This window comes from Ornithinibacillus contaminans (genome assembly GCF_001038425.2).
Classification (GTDB): Bacteria; Bacillota; Bacilli; order Bacillales; family Amphibacillaceae; genus Ornithinibacillus; species Ornithinibacillus contaminans.
The window spans coordinates 62,213-81,169 of the sequence record NZ_LDPV02000010.1 but is presented as its reverse complement, the minus strand read 5'-3'; the positions used below and the strand labels follow the sequence as shown (position 1 = coordinate 81,169).

At 36.1% G+C, this 18,957-nt stretch carries 17 protein-coding genes and 2 pseudogenes; 14 read left to right on the top strand and 5 right to left on the bottom strand.

Features of this window, described 5'->3' with window-relative positions:
- Positions 1 to 381: 381 nt before the first annotated feature.
- The 6 genes from JF53_RS02175 to JF53_RS02150 all read left to right on the top strand — a co-directional run bounded on the left by JF53_RS02175 (position 382) and on the right by JF53_RS02150 (position 4,292).
- A complete protein-coding gene (locus tag JF53_RS02175) occupies positions 382 to 1,344 on the top strand; it encodes a tRNA dihydrouridine synthase (RefSeq protein ID WP_047981894.1) in 963 nt (320 codons plus the stop codon).
- A 267-nt stretch (positions 1,345 to 1,611) separates the two neighbouring features.
- Complete coding sequence (locus JF53_RS02170) at positions 1,612 to 1,980, top strand: GntR family transcriptional regulator (RefSeq protein ID WP_047981893.1); 369 nt, start codon at positions 1,612 to 1,614, stop codon at positions 1,978 to 1,980.
- On the top strand, positions 1,977 to 2,840 hold the full coding sequence (locus JF53_RS02165; RefSeq protein WP_047981892.1) for an ABC transporter ATP-binding protein: 864 nt from the start codon (positions 1,977 to 1,979) through the stop codon (positions 2,838 to 2,840). The genes JF53_RS02170 and JF53_RS02165 overlap by 4 nt, the downstream gene beginning before the upstream one ends.
- 1 nt (position 2,841) lies before the next feature.
- Complete coding sequence (locus JF53_RS02160) at positions 2,842 to 3,564, top strand: hypothetical protein (protein ID WP_047981891.1); 723 nt, start codon at positions 2,842 to 2,844, stop codon at positions 3,562 to 3,564.
- 124 nt (positions 3,565 to 3,688) lie between these two features.
- Positions 3,689 to 3,904, top strand: a complete 216-nt coding sequence (locus JF53_RS02155) for a helix-turn-helix transcriptional regulator (RefSeq protein WP_047981890.1) — start codon at positions 3,689 to 3,691, stop codon at positions 3,902 to 3,904.
- The gene (locus tag JF53_RS02150) at positions 3,894 to 4,292 is read left to right on the top strand and encodes a hypothetical protein (protein WP_047981889.1); all 399 of its coding nucleotides are present in this window, start codon (positions 3,894 to 3,896) and stop codon (positions 4,290 to 4,292) included. The genes JF53_RS02155 and JF53_RS02150 overlap by 11 nt, the downstream gene beginning before the upstream one ends.
- A 253-nt stretch (positions 4,293 to 4,545) precedes the next feature.
- Here the strand turns inward: JF53_RS02150 and JF53_RS18035 are convergent.
- Together JF53_RS18035 and JF53_RS18030 are read right to left on the bottom strand one after the other, a co-directional pair.
- Positions 4,546 to 4,692 (bottom strand): annotated as a pseudogene (locus JF53_RS18035) (MerR family transcriptional regulator); the annotation flags it as partial.
- 210 nt (positions 4,693 to 4,902) lie between these two features.
- Positions 4,903 to 4,995: pseudogene (locus JF53_RS18030) on the bottom strand (MerR family transcriptional regulator); the annotation flags it as partial.
- Positions 4,996 to 5,218: 223 nt separating this feature from the next.
- Between JF53_RS18030 and JF53_RS02140 the strand changes: the two are divergent.
- From JF53_RS02140 to JF53_RS02130, 3 genes are all read left to right on the top strand, one after another.
- Positions 5,219 to 7,675, top strand: a complete 2,457-nt coding sequence (locus tag JF53_RS02140; protein WP_047981887.1) for an ATP-binding cassette domain-containing protein — start codon at positions 5,219 to 5,221, stop codon at positions 7,673 to 7,675.
- 232 nt (positions 7,676 to 7,907) lie between these two features.
- A complete protein-coding gene (locus tag JF53_RS02135; protein ID WP_047981886.1) occupies positions 7,908 to 8,633 on the top strand; it encodes an MBL fold metallo-hydrolase in 726 nt (241 codons plus the stop codon).
- A gap of 3 nt (positions 8,634 to 8,636) precedes the next feature.
- On the top strand, positions 8,637 to 9,200 hold the full coding sequence (locus JF53_RS02130) for a TetR/AcrR family transcriptional regulator (RefSeq protein ID WP_047981885.1): 564 nt from the start codon (positions 8,637 to 8,639) through the stop codon (positions 9,198 to 9,200).
- Positions 9,201 to 9,488: 288 nt separating this feature from the next.
- On the opposite strand, the gene JF53_RS02125 is transcribed toward JF53_RS02130, so the two are convergent.
- Positions 9,489 to 10,778, bottom strand: a complete 1,290-nt coding sequence (locus JF53_RS02125; protein ID WP_047981884.1) for a helix-turn-helix domain-containing protein — start codon at positions 10,776 to 10,778, stop codon at positions 9,489 to 9,491.
- 206 nt (positions 10,779 to 10,984) lie between these two features.
- Here JF53_RS02125 and JF53_RS02120 point away from each other — a divergent pair, with 206 nt between their 5' ends.
- The 5 genes from JF53_RS02120 to rlmD all read left to right on the top strand — a co-directional run bounded on the left by JF53_RS02120 (position 10,985) and on the right by rlmD (position 17,142).
- Positions 10,985 to 11,398, top strand: a complete 414-nt coding sequence (locus tag JF53_RS02120; protein WP_047981883.1) for a hypothetical protein — start codon at positions 10,985 to 10,987, stop codon at positions 11,396 to 11,398.
- Positions 11,399 to 11,475: 77 nt separating this feature from the next.
- Entirely contained in the window at positions 11,476 to 12,153 is a 678-nt protein-coding gene (locus tag JF53_RS02115) for an ABC transporter ATP-binding protein (RefSeq protein ID WP_047981882.1), read from the top strand.
- A complete protein-coding gene (locus JF53_RS02110; protein ID WP_047981881.1) occupies positions 12,150 to 14,582 on the top strand; it encodes an ABC transporter permease in 2,433 nt (810 codons plus the stop codon). The genes JF53_RS02115 and JF53_RS02110 overlap by 4 nt, the downstream gene beginning before the upstream one ends.
- A 271-nt stretch (positions 14,583 to 14,853) precedes the next feature.
- Entirely contained in the window at positions 14,854 to 15,534 is a 681-nt protein-coding gene (locus tag JF53_RS02105) for a VOC family protein (protein ID WP_047981880.1), read from the top strand.
- Between the two features lie 219 nt (positions 15,535 to 15,753).
- Positions 15,754 to 17,142 carry a 23S rRNA (uracil(1939)-C(5))-methyltransferase RlmD gene (gene rlmD / locus JF53_RS02100; RefSeq protein WP_047981879.1) on the top strand — a complete coding sequence of 463 codons (1,389 nt, stop codon included), beginning with the start codon at positions 15,754 to 15,756 and terminating at the stop codon, positions 17,140 to 17,142.
- Positions 17,143 to 17,196: 54 nt separating this feature from the next.
- On the opposite strand, the gene JF53_RS02095 is transcribed toward rlmD, so the two are convergent.
- Both JF53_RS02095 and JF53_RS17670 read right to left on the bottom strand, forming a co-directional pair.
- A complete protein-coding gene (locus JF53_RS02095) occupies positions 17,197 to 18,621 on the bottom strand; it encodes a recombinase family protein (protein ID WP_236686893.1) in 1,425 nt (474 codons plus the stop codon).
- Positions 18,618 to 18,782 (bottom strand): hypothetical protein, encoded by a 165-nt coding sequence (locus JF53_RS17670; RefSeq protein WP_169750778.1) that lies wholly within the window; start codon positions 18,780 to 18,782, stop codon positions 18,618 to 18,620. Before JF53_RS17670 ends, JF53_RS02095 begins: the two co-directional genes overlap by 4 nt.
- Positions 18,783 to 18,957: the final 175 nt, after the last annotated feature.

Sequence of the window (18,957 nt, the reverse complement as noted above, 5' to 3'; positions counted from 1 at the left end):
TGTCTAACTAAAAAATAAATCTGCTAGTCAAAATAAACATTTGCTAGTCCTACCCTGATTTCGTTAAAAAATACTTTTGCGAATTCGGGGTCTTTTCATGCCCAAACCCTTGTCCTGTCATTCTTTTATCGACTTTTTCTTCATTCCAATATCACAAATGTTTTTTATAACTCCGAAAAAAAGGTGGAAAAACAGGCGTAATAGAGGGAAGAAAGTGCGTATTTTTGAAGGAAAAAACATCAAAAATGGGGGTTCCGTAGCAATACTTTATTTTAACGGCAACGGTGGAATGCGGGTTTGAGGTGGGAGATTTAGCAGGAGTTTATTTTGGTTGTACAAAATTAATTTAGATAAACTAGTAATGAGAGGGTTCGAATATAGATGAACGATAATTTTTGGCATGAGTTACCACGCCCGTTTTTTGTACTGGCACCAATGGAGGATGTGACGGATGTTGTTTTTCGTCATGTTGTAAGTGAAGCAGGGCGACCTGACGTGTTTTTCACGGAGTTTACAAACACGGAGAGCTATTGTCATCCAGATGGTATCCAGAGTGTGCGTGGGCGTTTGACTTTTACAGAGGATGAGCAACCGATAGTTGCCCATATATGGGGAGATAAGCCTGAATTCTTTCGGCAGATGAGTATTGGTATGGCAGAACAAGGATTTAAAGGAATCGATATTAATATGGGCTGTCCTGTTCCAAATGTAGCTGGGAATGGCAAGGGATGTGGTCTTATCCGACGTCCAGACGTTGCAGCTGAACTAATCCAAGCTGCAAAAGCAGGTGGATTGCCTGTAAGTGTGAAGACAAGGCTTGGTTACACGCAAGTTGACGAATGGCGCGATTGGTTAACACACATTTTGAAACAAGACATTGTAAATCTTTCTATTCATCTTCGCACAAGAGCGGAAATGAGCAAAGTGGATGCTCACTGGGAACTAATTCCGGAGATTAAGAAGCTACGTGATGAGGTAGCTCCACATACACTTCTGACAATCAATGGCGATATCCCTGATCGTCAAACTGGCCAGAAGTTAGCGGAACAGTATGGAGTAGATGGGGTAATGATTGGCCGTGGAATTTTCAAAAATCCATTTGCTTTTGAAGTAGAACCGAAAGAACACAGTAGTAAGGAATTACTTGATCTCTTACGGTTGCATCTGGATCTCCATGATATGTATTCATCATTAGGGCTCCGTTCGTTTAAGGCGCTTCATCGCTTCTTTAAGATTTATGTCCGTGGATTCCAGGGAGCGAGTGAATTAAGAAATCAATTGATGAACACGGAGTCATCGGATGAAGTGCGTGCGATGCTGGATAGTTTTGAGTATAAAAGTTGAACGATTTTTTTGTGAAGTTATCAGCGGAATTACTGGGAAGATATTTTCATGAATAGATCTTCCATCTCTAATGTAACTAAATATGTACTAGTGTGACCCTTGTTTCGTAAATATCTTTTGCGAAATAAGGGTCTTTTTTGTATTTTGCGATTTCACGCTATGTAGCACTTTACAAGAACAAGAATATGTTGTATGTTTGATTACACGAGTATACAACTGAACAATATACAGCATAGGTCAATCGGGTTATGGAAAGGAGTGTTCTTGTTGAAACCAATATTAGATGAGTCTTTGCCTATCTTTCAGCAAATCGCACAAATGGTCAGAAATGACATTGTGGAAGGGGAATTAAAGGAAGAGGAAAAAGTTCCGTCAGAAAACGAACTATCAAATTTTTATAACATTAATAGGGCAACTGTAAGAAAGGGATTACAGACTCTAGTTGATGAAGAAATAATTTATAAAAAGCGTGGAATTGGGATGTTTGTTATGGAAGGGGCTAAAACAAAATTGTTAAACGAAAGGAAAAAAGAATACAAGAAGGAATTTATCGTACCACTACTTGATGAAGCGAAGCGATTGGGAATGAATGTGGAAACAGTAATAGACTTGATAAAAGAGGAGGAGAAAGAATGATTCGAGCGGAAAATGTTACCTATGGTTACGGCGAGGATAAGGTGCTGGATGGCGTTTCTTTTGATGAACAGGAACATGGTATTACCGCAATCTGGGGGAGAAATGGCGCTGGAAAAACTACATTAATGAAGCTGCTTGCTGGACATGAGAAGCCAAACCAAGGGAATGTTGAAATCATGGGAATGGCTCCTTATAATCGGGCAGAGGCTGTTCAGCATGTATGTTACATGCAGGAGGAGCACCCTTTTAGCTCCATCTGGACGATAAAAGATGCCTTGCGTTTTGGGAGCTATTATAATGCCAATTGGGATGATAACTTGGCTAAAAAACTGTTAAAAACATTTCAGCTGAATGAGAAGAAGAAAATATCAAAACTGTCCAAAGGAATGAAGTCTGCCCTACAGTTTATTATTGGAATTTCCAGCCGTGCAGAAATTACGATTCTGGATGAGCCAACGAATGGACTGGATGCAAGCATGCGAAAGAAAATGTACCAAGCACTACGAGAAAGTCAGGAAGAATATCCTCGGTTGATTATGTTATCTACGCATCATATTGAAGAAATACAACCGATAAGTGATGCTATTATTGTCATTCATGATAAGAAAGTGTTACTTCATGAATCAATTGATGAAATGAGAGAACGTGGCGTTTGGTTGGCGGGATCGAAAGCGGTAATCGAAAAATTAGTAGATGGAGAGAAAGTATTAGAAAAAAGTGAATTAGGTTCACGGTTAAAAGTCATGCTTGATGTACCTTTTAATGAAGCGTGGAAAGAAGCGGCGTCGTCTAATGGGCTTTCCATAGAGAAACCAAAGCTACAAGATTATTTACTGAATAAAACGGAAGGGGGAAGATAGAATGAATTCTTTACATGGGACAGTTCGATTGGTATCCGAGGGGTTATTATATTTTTTCGGTAAATTTATGCTTCTCTACATTACAATTCCATTAACCTTGATGTGGCTACTAATTGGTTTTACGTTTGGAATAGGAGAAGATGTAATCGCCTCGATTTCAGGTCCGGCGTATTTCTTTATTGCATTTTTTTCAATCATTGGCTATAAATCGCTCTATTCAACTGCAATTGCATTCGGAAGTACGAGGATTCAACTATTAAAAATGTGTTATGGTGTAGGTATTTTAGCTGTTGTCCTCAGCATGTTAAGTATAAATGTTTTGCAATTAATAGTAAGAACGGCTTATGAGCACTGGGATGTCGGAGCAAGAATACTTCATCCGGGTTTATTCTTAGGTCAAGACTATAACTTCTTTACGTATTTATGGATGGATATCATGGTTGGATTCTTTCTATTCGGTGTACCTTTCCTGCTGTATAGCATTAACTTTCGATTGGGCATGCAAAAAAGTATCATTATTTTGATGGTTTTAGCGCTTATCATCATGTTTTTACATTATGGTAGTTTTTTAAGCAATGCGGTGGAATGGTTTGTAGGCTTGGACTTTGATGCATTAGGAATGACATTAATTTCTTTGCTAGGGTTAGTGGGACTTGTAGCGCTGTTATTAACCTATCCGATTATGCGAAATGCACCGCTAAGGGCTAAGTCGAGTAAGGAATAGATGGAAATAATTATCAAAAATTATATATTCATTTCTGTAAAAAAAGTAAAGATATCTTTACTTTTTTTATTTTCTATGATACTTATATGTAAAGATATCTTTACGTAATTGGTGGTGGTGGTCTATGGTTGTTAGAAATAACATTCGTCAAATTAGAAAAGAAAAAGGAATTAAACAAATAAAAATGGCTGAGGATTTACAAGTAACTCGACAAACGTTTACTGCAATAGAAAAGAATAAATATAATCCAAGTCTTGAATTATCGCTTAAAATTGTGAAATATTTTGATATGCAGTTTGAAGATGTATTCATTTTAGAGGAGGAGAGCAATGGAAAATAGGAAGAGAAAATGGACTCTAGCATACGGAGGTATAGCAGTTTTAGTCGGATCGATAATTGGTCAAACGATAACTTATTTTACAAAAGGAGAATTCTCAACCGCGTCTATATTAGGTGTATTGCCTGTATCTATTATTCTAATAGTTATAAATCTAATAAGAGAAAGGCGTAAGACAGATAATACTCCTGAATTTGATGAACGAACAGTTAAAAATATGTTGAAGTTTTCTATGTGTTCTTCAATTATTTTTTTAGGATTGCTTTTTCTCTCATTAGTTATCATTACATTACTGGGAATTAAAAACGTGCAAACTAGTTACCTCTGGATAATTATCCTTGTATATATGTGTATTAGTGGTATAGGTACTTTAATAGTAAAGCGACAATAGTAGCTTATTCCGCAAATTAAAGAAAAACGACAGTGATTTCATAATAGAATCATTGTCGTCTTTCTTTTAGTAATTCTATTAATTTGAATAAGTAATGTGCCCCGCGAAGCTGCTGCTCAATTTGATAGTCCATATATTTCAAGGATTCCATGGTTATTTTTCGGGCTTCTGAAATACTATGTTGATTAATTTTATCTAATATCCTTCTAACAGAATCAAGAAAATAAACCGATGAATGGATGGTCCTAATGATTAATAAACGGCGAATATCCTCATGATTATACAGACGGTAACCACTCTCTGGATTTCTACTTGGGGTTATTAATCCTTCCTTTTCCCAATGTCTTAGGGTTGTCGCTGGTACTTCAATTTCCTTTTCCACTTCCCCGATCGTATACAATTGTTTTTTTCTCTTATCCATGAATCGTTTAATATTGTCAGGTTTTAATATTTCTAATGCTTTAGTTGCTTGTTGTTTCTTTTGAAATAATTCAGCTTGAATGGCATTTACTTCCCAGAGAGCTTCGGTAAATTTACCCTCTTGAATCATGGGCATTATTCTGCGAACAGTTGCCATGCCGAACCCAGGATACATTGCTCGTATACATTGGAAATATGCTAGGTGTTCCTCCGTATACTTACGATAGCCATTTGGTTTTCGTATGGCATTTGGAACAATACCCCATTCTTCGTAATGACGCATCGCGCTTGTTCCGACATCCAATTTTCGGGCAATATCAATCGGTCTTAATTCCATAGGAACCTCCAAAAGTATGTTATATGCAAAAGTTTAAATTATAACATTATAGTTCCATGACGGGTTTATTAGGCTAAAAATCTATCATAATAGTAACATATTACTCAAAACCCTGCACTTGCATAAATGTTGTATGCTTAGATTAGAAGAGTAGAAGGAGGAGTTTGGTTTGAACGATGTCATGATAGTAAAAGGTGCTAAAGAAAATAATTTAAAGGATTTATCGGTGGCTATTCCTAAGAACAAACTTATTGTGTTAACGGGTCCTTCTGGATCCGGTAAATCTACACTAGCAATGGATACACTATTTAAGGAATGTCAAAGACAGTATTTAGAATCAATGGGGCTACAAGGCATTAATAAGCCCAAGGTTGATTCGATAAGTGGACTTTCACCTGCCATTAGTATTAATCAACAAATTACCAATAAAAATCCACGTTCAACGGTTGGTACGGTAACAGATATGTATACGAGTTTACGAATGATTTTTGAAAAGCTTGGTGTAAGGGTTTGTCCGTCATGTGGGCATGAGATTAATCCCACATTCAATGCAACAGAAATAGAGAAAGAAGAAGGTAGTTTTAAAGAATATGTATTCTGTTCGAACTGTCATCACCGAGTAGAGAAATTGACGCGGACTCACTTTTCTTACAATAAAACTGAAGGAGCCTGTCCCACTTGTAAGGGCCTTGGCGAGACGGTTGATATTCATTTGGAATCGGTTTTTCATCAAAACCTTTCACTTGAAGAAGGTGCAGTTGATTTATGGAAGGGACGCTATGCGGAATGGCAAATTCCGGTTGTAAAACTCGCGCTTGCTTATTATAGTGTGCCAATTGAAGATGGGCTTCCTTTAGAGAAATACACACCTGAACAAAAAGCAATTCTATATTATGGCGTTGAAAGTGATGAGGTAAAATCGCTTTTTCCTGATAAGAAACCACCAAAGACTGTGGAAAAAGGAAAATTTGCAGGTGTCTTAACAGCAATGTGGAGAAGGTTTACGGAACATTCTGGTTCGTCAGCAGAAGCAGAGGAGTATTTTTACACGCAAGTTTGTCCGGACTGTCATGGTGATCGATTAAATGAAGTCAGTAGAAACGTGACCGTAGAAAGTTTGACAATTCCTATGCTAGTAAGAAATTCCTTAGAAGAAATGCTTAACTGGGTCATCCGGCTAGAGGGAGCATTAGACAAAGAAAGTTATTTGCTCGTTGAAACCTTTCTACAAGATTTGAAGACAAAGCTTACTAGAATAATAAAAATTGGATTGGGCTATTTAACATTAGACCGCCAAGTAATTACACTATCTGGAGGAGAGGCGCAACGGATACGATTATCTGCGTTACTTGATTCCGCATTAACAGGGGTACTTTATATTATGGATGAGCCAACTGTCGGGCTACATCCAAAGGACACATTAGGATTAGTAAGTGTGCTAAAGGGACTCAGAGATTTAGGGAACACGGTCTTACTTATTGAGCACGATGTAGATGTCATGAAAGTGGCAGATTATATTATTGATATTGGACCAGGAGCAGGAAACTTAGGAGGACAAGTAGTTGGACAGGGGACATTACAAGAACTGATGAATCAAGAAGAGTCCGTAACAGGAAAATATCTCCGTGATGAAGGAGAGGAGCATAAGTCGTATCGTGAAGGGACTGGACAAGGAATAACGGTTCATCATGCCACGATACATAATTTAAAAGACATTACTGTATCATTTCCTATCGGCTGCTTGACTGCTGTCACAGGGGTGTCTGGTTCAGGAAAATCATCACTTATTTTTGACGTCCTAGCAAACGGCAGTGAAAAAATAAAGCAAGGCTTCGAACGAGTAACAGGACTTGAACAGTTTGATCAGATGATTAAGGTTGGACAATCTCCTCTAAGTAGAATGAAGCGATCTAATATCGCAACATATATTGATCTGTTTACCCCTATTCGTAATATTTTTGCGAAGGATTCAGTAGCATTAGAGAAAAAATTGACTGCAAAGCATTTTTCCTTTAATACTGCTGGTGGGCGCTGTGAGAACTGCCAGGGGTTAGGCTATGTAACAACGAATATGCTATTCTTCCCAGAATTAGAGGTTGTTTGTCCAGTATGTCATGGTAAAAGATTTCAACAAGATGTCTTATCTGTGAAATTTAATGGATATTCCGTTAATGACATCCTTGAAAGCTCTATTGTAGATTGTTTAACAATCTTTAAAGAGGAGAAGAAAGTTAACGTTATTCTTGAATTACTGGTTGAGATAGGATTAGGCTATTTAAAAATGGGACAGTCATTAACGACACTCTCAGGTGGGGAAGGACAACGACTAAAACTAGCCAAAGAACTATTAAAGCAAGGAAATAAAAGCTCGTTATATTTGCTTGACGAACCCACTACTGGATTACACCCGAATGATGTCACACAATTACTGAAACTGTTGAATCGACTTGTCGATGCTGGTAATACCGTTATTATGGTAGAGCATAATAGCCAGATGATTAGCGGTGCTGATTGGATAGTAGATTTAGGTCCAGAAGGTGGAGAAAAGGGTGGACAAGTTATTGCCGAAGGAACACCGGAAAGGATTGCAGCGACCCGTGAATCTTTTACTGGTCAGTATTTGTAACAGTACAATACGTAGTGGGTGCAGCTAAACCAAATCAAGATTAGTTTGGTAGAAGTATAAATAGAAATCCCTTCTCGCCAATGGAGAAGGGATTTTCACTTTTGTATTTCCATGTTTTTAAAAGCATTTTTAAAATTAGGCTTGCAAAAAATCAGAATATCAATTACATTAAAACTAATGGTATTAGTTTTTGTTTTTTGAACGGAAAATAATAAATCTGGGGGAATGGGCAATGAGAGTGATTCGTAATCAAAATCTTTATCAATTAACAGTGTTACCAAGTGTTTTTCCGGTTAATTGTTATATTTATGAGGAAGAAGACCAGTTAACATTAATTGATGCAGGAATTCCGAGTAGTTTTAATGGTATCGTAAAATTGGTCAACGAAATTGGTAAGCCGTTAACGAATGTTGTGTTAACCCATGGACACGGGGATCATGTTGGTGCTTTGGATAAGGTAAAGCAGGCTTTTCCAGATGTCGCCGTATCCATCTCAGAGCGGGATAGCAGATTGTTACGAGGGGATGTTTCATTGAATTCTGATGAACCGCAAACTCCGATTAAAGGTGGCGTTCCAAAAAGAATAAAAACGATTGCCGAACGTAAGTTAAATGAAGGTGATCGAATCGGGTCGTTAGAGGTTGTGACAACGCCTGGACATACACCAGGATCCATCTCGTTATTCGATACGAAAAATAGGGCAATTATTGTTGGAGACGCATTTCAAACAAGGGGAAAGATTGCTGTTGGGGGGCAATTAGTACGGAGTTTTCCGTTTCCGGCATTTGCCACTTGGCATAAAGAAATTGCCCTTGCGAGTGCAAAGAAAATACTTGCACTAGACCCGACTTTGTTAGCGGTAGGACACGGGAACATGATTGAAGATCCTCATCAGCAAATTGAAAAGGCAATTCGGGAAGCAGCGGAACAATTAGGTAATGTGCAGAAAGGGGCGTAATGAATGCCAAGAGCAGGTCTTGACTTAGAACGAATTATTGCTGCAGCTGCAGAGCTAGCAGACCAACAAGGAACAGAGGCTGTAACATTGGCCGCGATTGCTAGAGAATTTTCTGTCAGGCCACCATCGCTATTTAACCATGTAAAGGGACTCCCGCAAATTAAAAGAGAGCTGACACTGCTTGGTGTAAAAAAACTATACGAAGGAATGAGGATTGCTTCTGATGGTAAATCTGGCGATGAAGCTATTTTTGCCATAGCGAATGCCTATCTTCAGTTCACGAGAGAACATCCAGGATTGTACGAATATACGATTGCTTTACCGCAACATACGGATGAAGAAATTGAAATCGAAAGCAATAAAATCATCGATCTAATCATCGCATCATTTGGCTCTTACCCATTATCAGAAGTAAATGCGATTCATGCGGTCAGAGGGCTACGAAGTATATTACATGGCTTTTCCACATTGGAGCAAAAAAGTGGATTTGGAATGCCGATAGATCGAGATGATAGTTTAGTATTTATGATAAAGGCATTTTTGAATGGGTTGAGGGAAGTAGAATAAAATAAAAATAGCTGCTTTTCACTAAAAGGCAGCTATTTTATTGAAATGTATATTGATTCATTACATTGTTTTAATAGGATTAGAACCTTATAGGGATTTTATAGAGTACCTACATGTAAAACGATAATGGCTCGGAATATTCTCTTAACCACATTGTTTACAATGCATCATCATTATTTGTAATTTCGGGTATTTCATCTTCGGTCAAATTTACAATATCGTTGTTGAATAATAAAATACAAGAATAAATTAGAACAACATTCAGTCCCCAAAATATAATTTTCCTCATTATAAATCCTCCAATCGTTTTAATTTCTTAAGTTTTAGAAGATAAGAGTGAGCTTCTTGGAAATAAATACTAGCAGATTTATATTTTGATTGTTTAAACATAGATTGCCCAAGCATATAGTTATACTTGTAACAATGGCGGTAATCCTGTATGCTATTGAAAAAATTTATAGAGGGAACTACCACTTTTTCAGAAAGTGATTTATACAAGCTTAGTTCTTGATAAATCAAAAAATGGTGAATGTAGTCTTTTTTAGCATCCATATTATTGTTAATTAATTGGAATCCTCTGTCAATCCAATGGTTCATTTCTTTCCAATTTTCGTATTTGTAATATTCTATCACCAATGAAAAAATTGTAATTAGCTGTTCATTTGTTCTTTTTTTGTACAGAAAACTATTTTTGTAATAGTATATTGCTTTATCTGATTGGTAGTATGAATAAAGTGAGCCGATATTTTGATAGATAATTCCATTATATTTTTCTAAATTGTGCTCCTTACTAATTTTTAGGGCTAGTTGGTACATTTCTAGGGACTTATCGCTTCGATTGGCTTTTTTATATGCAATGCCAAGTAGGAGATAACATTCCAATGCCCTTTGTAAGTATAGAGAATCTTTAAAATATCTCAATGCAATATACGAGTATTCAATAGTTTCTACTATTTTTTCATTCGAGACGGATACAACACCTAACATATAGTAAAGATCTGCTTTTTCCCAATCTTCTAACAGAATTTCATGAGTAAGCTCAAAAGCTTCGGTGAAAAATTGAATAGATTGTTTAATATCCTGATTTTGTTGATAATAGATTCCCAGGTTTTTCTTAAATAAATATTTATGATAATTAGTAAAGTTTTCCAAGTATGTTTCCAGAAAATCTATATACACTTTACTCTCGGCTTTTTTGTTGAAAAATAGAGATATACGAAATATAACTAATTGTAAAAAGATAAAGGTAGATTTATCAGAACTAATCTTTATTTGGTTTAAATGTTCTAATTTCTCTTTGGCAAATTCTCGATTTCTGAATAAGGTTACTTCTTTATAAATTTTATTAAGCTCCTCTTGTAGTGAATTACCATTATTTGTAATAGGGGAAGTTGTTTCCTGAACATAATCTATATTTAAACGTTCTAAAAGTAGGTTTATGACCTCTTTGCTAGCTATTGCAGTACCATTCTCAATCTTACTCAAATATGAATTTGAGCAAATTCCTTTTGCTAGACTAATCTGTTTCATATTTTGTTTTTTTCTTTCCAATTTTATGGTGTAACCAATATTTACCATGGTAAATCTTCCTTTACTATATCATGATTCACACTTTGAGGTTAACATAAAAAGTTGGGAAAATTATCAAAAAAACCTTGAGTATTTAACTATAATTTTGAGAAGATTTCCCAACTAATTCTATTATATAATCTATTAAAATAAATTTCAAAGTGTGATAATTTATAAGTGTAGTAAAATTCAATTAATAGGAGGGAGGGTTAATCATGAATAAACTGAAGAAAATGTTCTCTATTAGTGCGATAATTGTTCTGGTTTTAGGAGGGGGAGCAGTTACTACCTTTGCCAGTCCAATTGAGGGTTTAGCTTCACCAAATAATGAGATCATGTACATTCCGGTAGAGAGTAGTATTACTCCCCGAACCAAAACTTATACCAATGTTTCCTCGAAGGTTCACACAGTTAAATTATCATGGGGAGCTGGAGCAACAAATAATTATCGTGTTAGATATTATAATGGAGAAGGTGTTGGGGTAGACAGAAGTACTAACTCTTTGTCAATAGATTATTCGTATACTTATTACAGAAATAATCTATCTGAAGTCACTTATAATACAAAATTAGACGTAACCAACGGGAATACTGATACAACTAGTGGTTGGGTGAAATTGACACGGTAATTTTCGCTGAATTTGAAGGGGAATTTTGCTCTATCTCAAAGAGGTAGAGCAAAATTTCTATTAGGAGTTGATACCAATTGATAAAATTAGAAAATGTTAGCAAAACATTCCAAAGTAGAACAACACCAACGGAAATATTAAATAATGTACAAATTTTTATCCCAAGCGGTTCTTGGGTTTCAATTGTAGGCCCTTCAGGGGTTGGCAAAACAACACTTTTACATGTTATTTCCGGTTTAATGCCGCCTGATTCTGGTCAGGTGTTATATGAAAATAAGAATGTTTATGAACTAATAGAATATGAACGACGTAAATTAAGAAGAGAAAGTATAGGCTTTATCTTTCAAGACTTTAAGCTTTTGCCATTTTATTCTGTATTAGACAATGTAGTTCTACCAACCTTTGATAAAAAATATAAGAAGGACTTATACAAAGTTGCTAGGGAATTGTTGAATATGGTTGGAATTCCAGAATCTCTATTTAAACGACTTCCAGAGGGGTTATCTGGTGGAGAGAAGCAGCGTGTAGCCATTGCGAGAGCTTTAGTAGCTGACCCTAATATACTGATTTGTGATGAGCCAACTGGGAATCTGGATTCAGAGAATCGAAATCAGATTATAGATTTATTAAGAGATCTAAATACTCAAGGAAAGACTATTATTCTAGTTACGCATGATATGGATGCGGCAAAACAAGCAGATAAGGTATATCACCTTATGAATGGGGAACTCATCTTAAATGAGGTGGAAGAATGATAGGTCTTGCGTGGAAAAGAATGAAACATCGTAAAATAAATACTATCATTACGTTAGTTGCATTTATTAGTCTCTTTATATGTATACCTTTTGGGTTAGAGCAGACAAAAACTTCTGAAGTCAGGGTGGGGGAATCTATTGAAAATCATGGTAGAGGTGTCTATGATTTATTAGTGCGCCCTAAAGATGCCAGAAGTGATGTTGAAGAAAAGATTGGTATGGTGGAAGAGAATTATATAGGAGATAGTCTTGGTGGAATATCAATTGAGGAATGGAAAGAAATTCAATCAGATAGTGACATTGAAATTGCAGCCCCGGTAGCATCTTTAGGATATTTTAGAGGAATTCAATTTTCTATTAATTTACCTGTTTTGGATCAACCAACACGGTTTACCTATCAGTTTTTTACGTCGGATGGAAAGTCAAAATTCCCCTTAACTTCCAAAGATGACGTTATGTATTTTGAAGAAACAGGTGAAGGTCAAATTCAATATTTACAAAGTAATAGAGAGTTTGGTTCATTTAGTGATTCTATGTATACAAGACCTGTACCTGAAAATTTTAACCTAGTAGTTGGTGTGGATCCTCAAAGTGAAGAAGCACTCACTGGAATAGATTTTTCTGGACTTGTTGATTTTGAAAAAAACGAAGTAGAGGAAGAAGCTAACTATCAATATTATGATTACTTAGATGGCGATATTCCATTAATTCCTATTCTTCAACGAGAAAATTTGAACGTACCTTTAATACTAGATTTAAAGGTAGAGACTATGGATGTTAACATTAATGATTATTATGAAGTATTAGGTCTGAGTAATGGTGATTTTTTCATGGGGGTAGAGGATTTATCACCTGCTTTTAATAAATTAAATGAAGAAGAACCTATTAATGTGAAGAACATGGAAATAGACCTATCACAATATATAAAACCATTTGATGGGGAAAAATTGAGTCTAAATAAATCATTGCAAATTGAGAAATCGGATTCAGGTGTATTCGATATAGATACATCATCGTATTTTGTTGCATCAAAAATCAATTATGAGAATTTAGATCGTACACCAACTGTTGAAATACACACAGATGGAAGTCCACCATCCTATAAAATGATTGAAGAAAAAGGTGTTTCGCTGAGAGGGATAAATGGTGATACTTCAAAAGTGCCTTTTCTTATCGCTCAAGTAGGAACATTTCAATTTTCGAATCAAGAGGATGATCATCTAACAGGAAGCCCATTAGGGATATACGGTGAGATGCAGGCGAAAGCAGTGGATGGAACAATTCTAACTCCTACAACGATACCGGGAAGTTTTATCCCTTCACCAGCAAGTGGTGTTACGAGTATCGAATATGCAGAATTAATTAAAGGAGAAGAACCAATTGATGCTATTCGAATAAGACTATCTGGAATTACTAGTTATAATAAAGAAGGAAAAGAAAAGATTGAAGCATTTGCAACGAAATTATTAAAGATGGGTTATGAAGTAGATGTGGTAGCGGGATCTTCCTTCAAAGAGATGGAATTAAATGTTGAAGGATTAGGTGCTGTAGTCGAAGATTGGACAACGCTTGGGGTTGCTCAGAAATTATCGGAAACTTGGAACATCATGACCGTCATCACAATTTCGCTATTATCTCTATTTGGGGTTTTGTGGCTTGTTCTTAGACTAATTTATGAAAAGAATATACTTAATGTAGAGAACCAATTATTATCACTAATTGGGTGGAGCAAGAGAATGATAATTCTTCGAAACTGCATGGAACAGTATTTAATAATAACTACTGCATTTTTGATATCAATTATTGTTCTTGTATTTAATAATGCAGAGTCAGCACTGTATTGGGGAGCCACCATCCTTTGGGTGATTGCAATATTATTAACAACAATAGTATTGAACATAAAAACTAAACATAAAAATCGAGTGAATGGTTATAAATGGTTTGCATCTCTACGGTATTACAAACGTTTTATTTTACCAATGATTTCCATATCGTTACTTTCACTTGTTTTAATTTCACTACAAGTTACGATTATTGGGGATTCATATGTAGTAGCATCTGAGACTTCTTTGGGAAGATTTATTAGTAGTGAATCACTATGGCTTCAATTAGGCATTGTTGCGCTTGTAATCTATTTGAGTTGTATTTCCTTTAGCGAAGGAATAAATACATTATTTGCCGAGAGAAAAAATGAATTAGATGTGTATTTTAAAATCGGATGGACAAAAAGAAAAGTAATGACCACATTATTTAAAGAGACAGGGATATGGTTTCTATTCTCAGTTGTTCTTTCTTTAATTTTCAGTAGTATAGTAGTTGTATTCCTTAGTTTTTCTTTGGTTCGTTTTGTGATTAGTTTTGGATTTTCTTTTATCATTTTAAGCTTAATTCTAGGTTTCTTTATTTTTACAAGTAAATATGTTGAGTAATAATGACAAGATTAATATTAGGGAGAAAAGCGTCAATGTTGCTTTTCTTTTTTGTTTGGAATCATTTGCTAAGATTGATAGATATTATGCCATGAAGCAAATCAATCTTTCTTGTGTAGTATATAACTCCTCATGTATATCTTTGTATGATTAACAACACGTATAATTTTTACTTATGCCATTGTATTGTAAAACGGTATTATATTTATCGCTGTTCGTGAAGTACATTATTAGTAGGAAAATTGTAAAATCATAAAGGGAGGTCAAAAGAATGGAAATACAATCATTGGTCCTACACACAAATGATATCCAGGAAATGAAGAAATTTTATTTAGACCTTCTTCAGTTTCCATTAGTTAACGAGGATAAAGACAGTTTTTGTATTAAAGTAGGCACCAGTCAGTTAGTGTTTACATCAAAAAATGTAAAAGGTAATCCATACTATCATTTTGCATTTAACATACCGTCGAACCAATTTAGCGAAGCAAAAGCATGGGTGAAAGAGAGAGTGGAATTGTCATTAGAAGATGGAAGTGATGAGGTTTATTTTGAAAATTTTCTCGCACACGCGCTATATTTCTACGATCCAGCAGGTAATATAGTGGAATTTATCGCAAGAGGTTCTATTCCAGTAGAAGCAACAGAGCCCTTTTCCTCTGCATCTATAATTAACATTAGCGAAATTGGCCTTACCGTAGATGATGCAATCCGTGTTGGAAGCGAGCTAATCGATAACGGTATTCCTATACGGGACAATCGTCCGCTAAGTACGACTTCTCTAAATTTCATGGGAGAAAATGCAAATGGAATATTTATCATACTTAATCAACCGGGAAGAAGATGGATATTTTCCGATAAATTATCTGCTGTTTTTCCAATTGAAATTAAAACGGGCACTGACGTTTCAATTCTAGTTAACTCGGATAGTGAAGTGGAAGTTTACAAGAATTGAACGTACTCATGATGTTGAAGCACAGGCAAGTCTACCTGTGTTTTTTTATTTCTTTAATAGAGGTTAAAACACCACGAATTTCGGATTTAAATAGTGGCTACATTTTCTAATTCCCAATTCTATATGGATTCGTTATAATAAGAAAGTATGTAAAGTGTAATAACTGTAAATAGTGCATGATGCATTGACATATATAGGTTTTTGGAAGGAGGAGTACCGGTGACAAAAACAAAAAGTGAAACGTATATTGCTGAAATAAATGATTTAGATAAAAAAGGCTCAGGCCGTGCGGTTGTTTGGCGTGACATTGGTGAGCAAAACCCAAGAAAACTGAAATTGACGATTCCACAAACTTTACCAGGAGAAAAGGTCCAGGTAACAGTGGGACAGCCTGATCGAAAAAGAACAAGAGTAATGCCGGAGGAAATTGTAGAGGCACATCCTGAGAGAGTTGGTCCTGAATGTCCGCATATTGAGCGATGTGGTGGCTGTGTATGGCAGCACTGGCAGTATACTGGTCAGTTAAATGAAAAGACCCGTCATGTGAAAAAAGTATTAGAAGAACAAGGTTTTGATCCGAATCTAGTTCATGACACAATTGGTATGGAAAATCCGTGGCATTATCGTAATAAGATGGAATTCACCTTTGCGAAGGATGGTTCCTTAGGTCTTCATGAACTTGGTAATTGGAGAAAGGTTATCTCCTTGGAAACGTGTCTCATTGCCGGTAAGGAAATGGTAGAGGCAACGATGGAGGTAGCTGACTGGGCAAAAGAACACCAGTTATCAGGCTATGACAAAGATGAACACGAAGGCTTGCTTCGCCACTTAATGGTGCGTCAATCGTTTGCTACTGGTGAAATCATGCTTGGCTTGTTTGCGACGGAATCTCCAAATGGAGAGCTTTCCCAGGTAGCACAAGATTTAGTAGCGAGAATTACGGACAAATTCCCACAAGTAAAAAGCTTACTATGGCTAGAAAACACGGATTGGGCGGATCGTACACAATCCGAAAATACCCATCTGTTAGCAGGGCGCGATTTTATTTATGATGAAATGCTCGGATACCGCTACCGTATTTGGTTTGATACCTTCTTCCAAACAAATCCTACACAAGCACAAAAGCTAGTAGAATTAGCATTGGAAATGGCCAAACCAAAAGAGACCGAGAAAATGATTGATTTATTCTGTGGTGTTGGAACGTTCTCCCTTCCATTTGCAAGCAGAGTAGGGAAGCTTGCTGGAATAGAAATTGTACCAACGTCTATCGAGTCTGCGAAGCGTAACGCTAACGATAATGGAATTTCTAATACGTACTTTTTAGCTAAAGATGCCAGAAACGGAATTGATGAGGTACTGGAAAGCTTTGGTATTCCGGAGCTTCTACTTCTTGATCCTCCACGTTCAGGAGCGGGCGGTAAAGTAATGCGCCGTATTGGTCGTGCACAGCCTGAACGAATTGTCTATGTGTCTTGTAATCCAGATACATTTGCGGTCGATATTAAGGAGCTTGAGCCGTTTGGGTATGAATTGGTTGAGGTTCAGCCGGTTGATTTGTTTCCGCATACGATGCACGTGGAGTGCTGTGTGTTGCTCGTAAAAAAATAGAAGATATATAAGGGTCCGAGAATCGGTAATGGATTCTCGGACTCCCATCTTCTTTTATTTGATTTTTTCTATTAGTTTGTGAAGCATTTCTTCGTCAAGAACAGGGTTTTGAACAAACCGTTCAATTTGTTGGATTAGTTTTGTAAAATCAATCGTTTGTTTTTGTTGAAGTAATCCCTTTTCTAATTTTAGCCTTTCCTCATTCAGTTTGGCGAGTTGGATACCATTATCCTCAATGAGCAATCTGTATTCTTCATCTTGGATTTCCCCACGTATTTTCATGCGAAGTGCAGCCGTTTTGTCTTTCTTTATGCTTTCTATCTCCCTGAGAATGTTAGTGAGTTGTTTTTGATCCCTTTGAATGAAGTTTGCAATCTTTTTCTCAATGTCTTTTTGAATAGATTTTGTGGAGAGTGTTGAAAACATTTGCTTTATATCATTTGAGATCGCTTCAATCAATCTGTCTTCTCTTACATGGTGATCTGAACATTTTGTATGACCATATTTATTGTATGCCCCACAAATATAACCTTTACGATTGGCTTTATAGTGCATACTCTTACCACAATCAGCACAAAAGGAAATATTTGTGAAGAGGTGTTTTTTAGCATATGGCCGTTTACGTTTTCTTTCAGAGATTAGCTGTTGAGCAACATGAAAATCATCTTTGGAGATAATAGGCTCATGTGTATTTTCGATGACAACATAATTTGCTGGATCAATCTTTTTGCGTTTTTCAGTTGTTACACTGATTGAAGTTTCCTTTTGTTGAACTAGATTACCGATGTAATGTTGATTTTCAAGTATTTTTCTAACTGTAGATCCATGCCAAAGTGAACTTGCATTCCTCTTTCCTGCAATTTCAGAAGGAGTCGGTATATCTTCCTCTAATAGCTCCCTTGCAATTCTGTCAAATCCTTTACCTGAAAGATAAGAGTTGAAAATTCGACGCACTATATCAGTAGTAGAATCAACTCTGACTTTTAAAATTCCATTTTCGACATAGTATCCGTAGGGTGGAATGGAACCCTTAAATTTACCAATCTTCGCTCTGATCTGTAGAGCAGTCTTCACACGTTCACTTGTTCTTTGGGATTCTTGTTCATACATCCAAGCGTATAGTCCAAACATCTGAGTATTTCCTGATAGTGTGTCAATAGCACCATCCATGGTAAGGATGTGTATACCTTGAATTTCTGCTAGATTTTTAATTTCATAAGATAATTGTCCATTTCTGGCTAATCTGGATAATTCCTTTGCCAAAATAATGTCGAACTTCTTCATTCTTGCATCTTCAATCATCCGTTTTAGGGCAGGGCGTTTCTTTGATTTCGTTCCAGACTCAATGTCTAAATATATATCAAATAAGTCCCATCCTTTCTCAGATAATAGATTCATAAACAGTTCTTTTTGGTTTTCAAGGGACTGTTTTTGTTCTTCTTTGTTTGTTGAGACACGAATGTAAATTGCTGATCTCATGCCACATCCTCTCCTTTCTTGTTAGAAGAGTCAGTGGAATTCACCTTAGTATTATCATAGAATTCCTTAATGAGTGAGTCAATTTTTTCATTCAAGATGGATTGGAAAATGTCTTCGAGGGTAATTGGGGATTGGTTATTGAAGATTCTTTCGAGGGTCATGATGTTTTCCTCCTGTTGTTTTTATTTTTTGTAGATTCTCATTTTAAAATAATTGAGTGGGGAATTTCAAAGTCATATGGTTTGAGGGTGTTCGAGGGGAATGTAATTGATGATTTACTTTATTGAGGTAAACTTGCTTCCTTTCATTGTGAAATCTTGTTATGTTTCTATCATA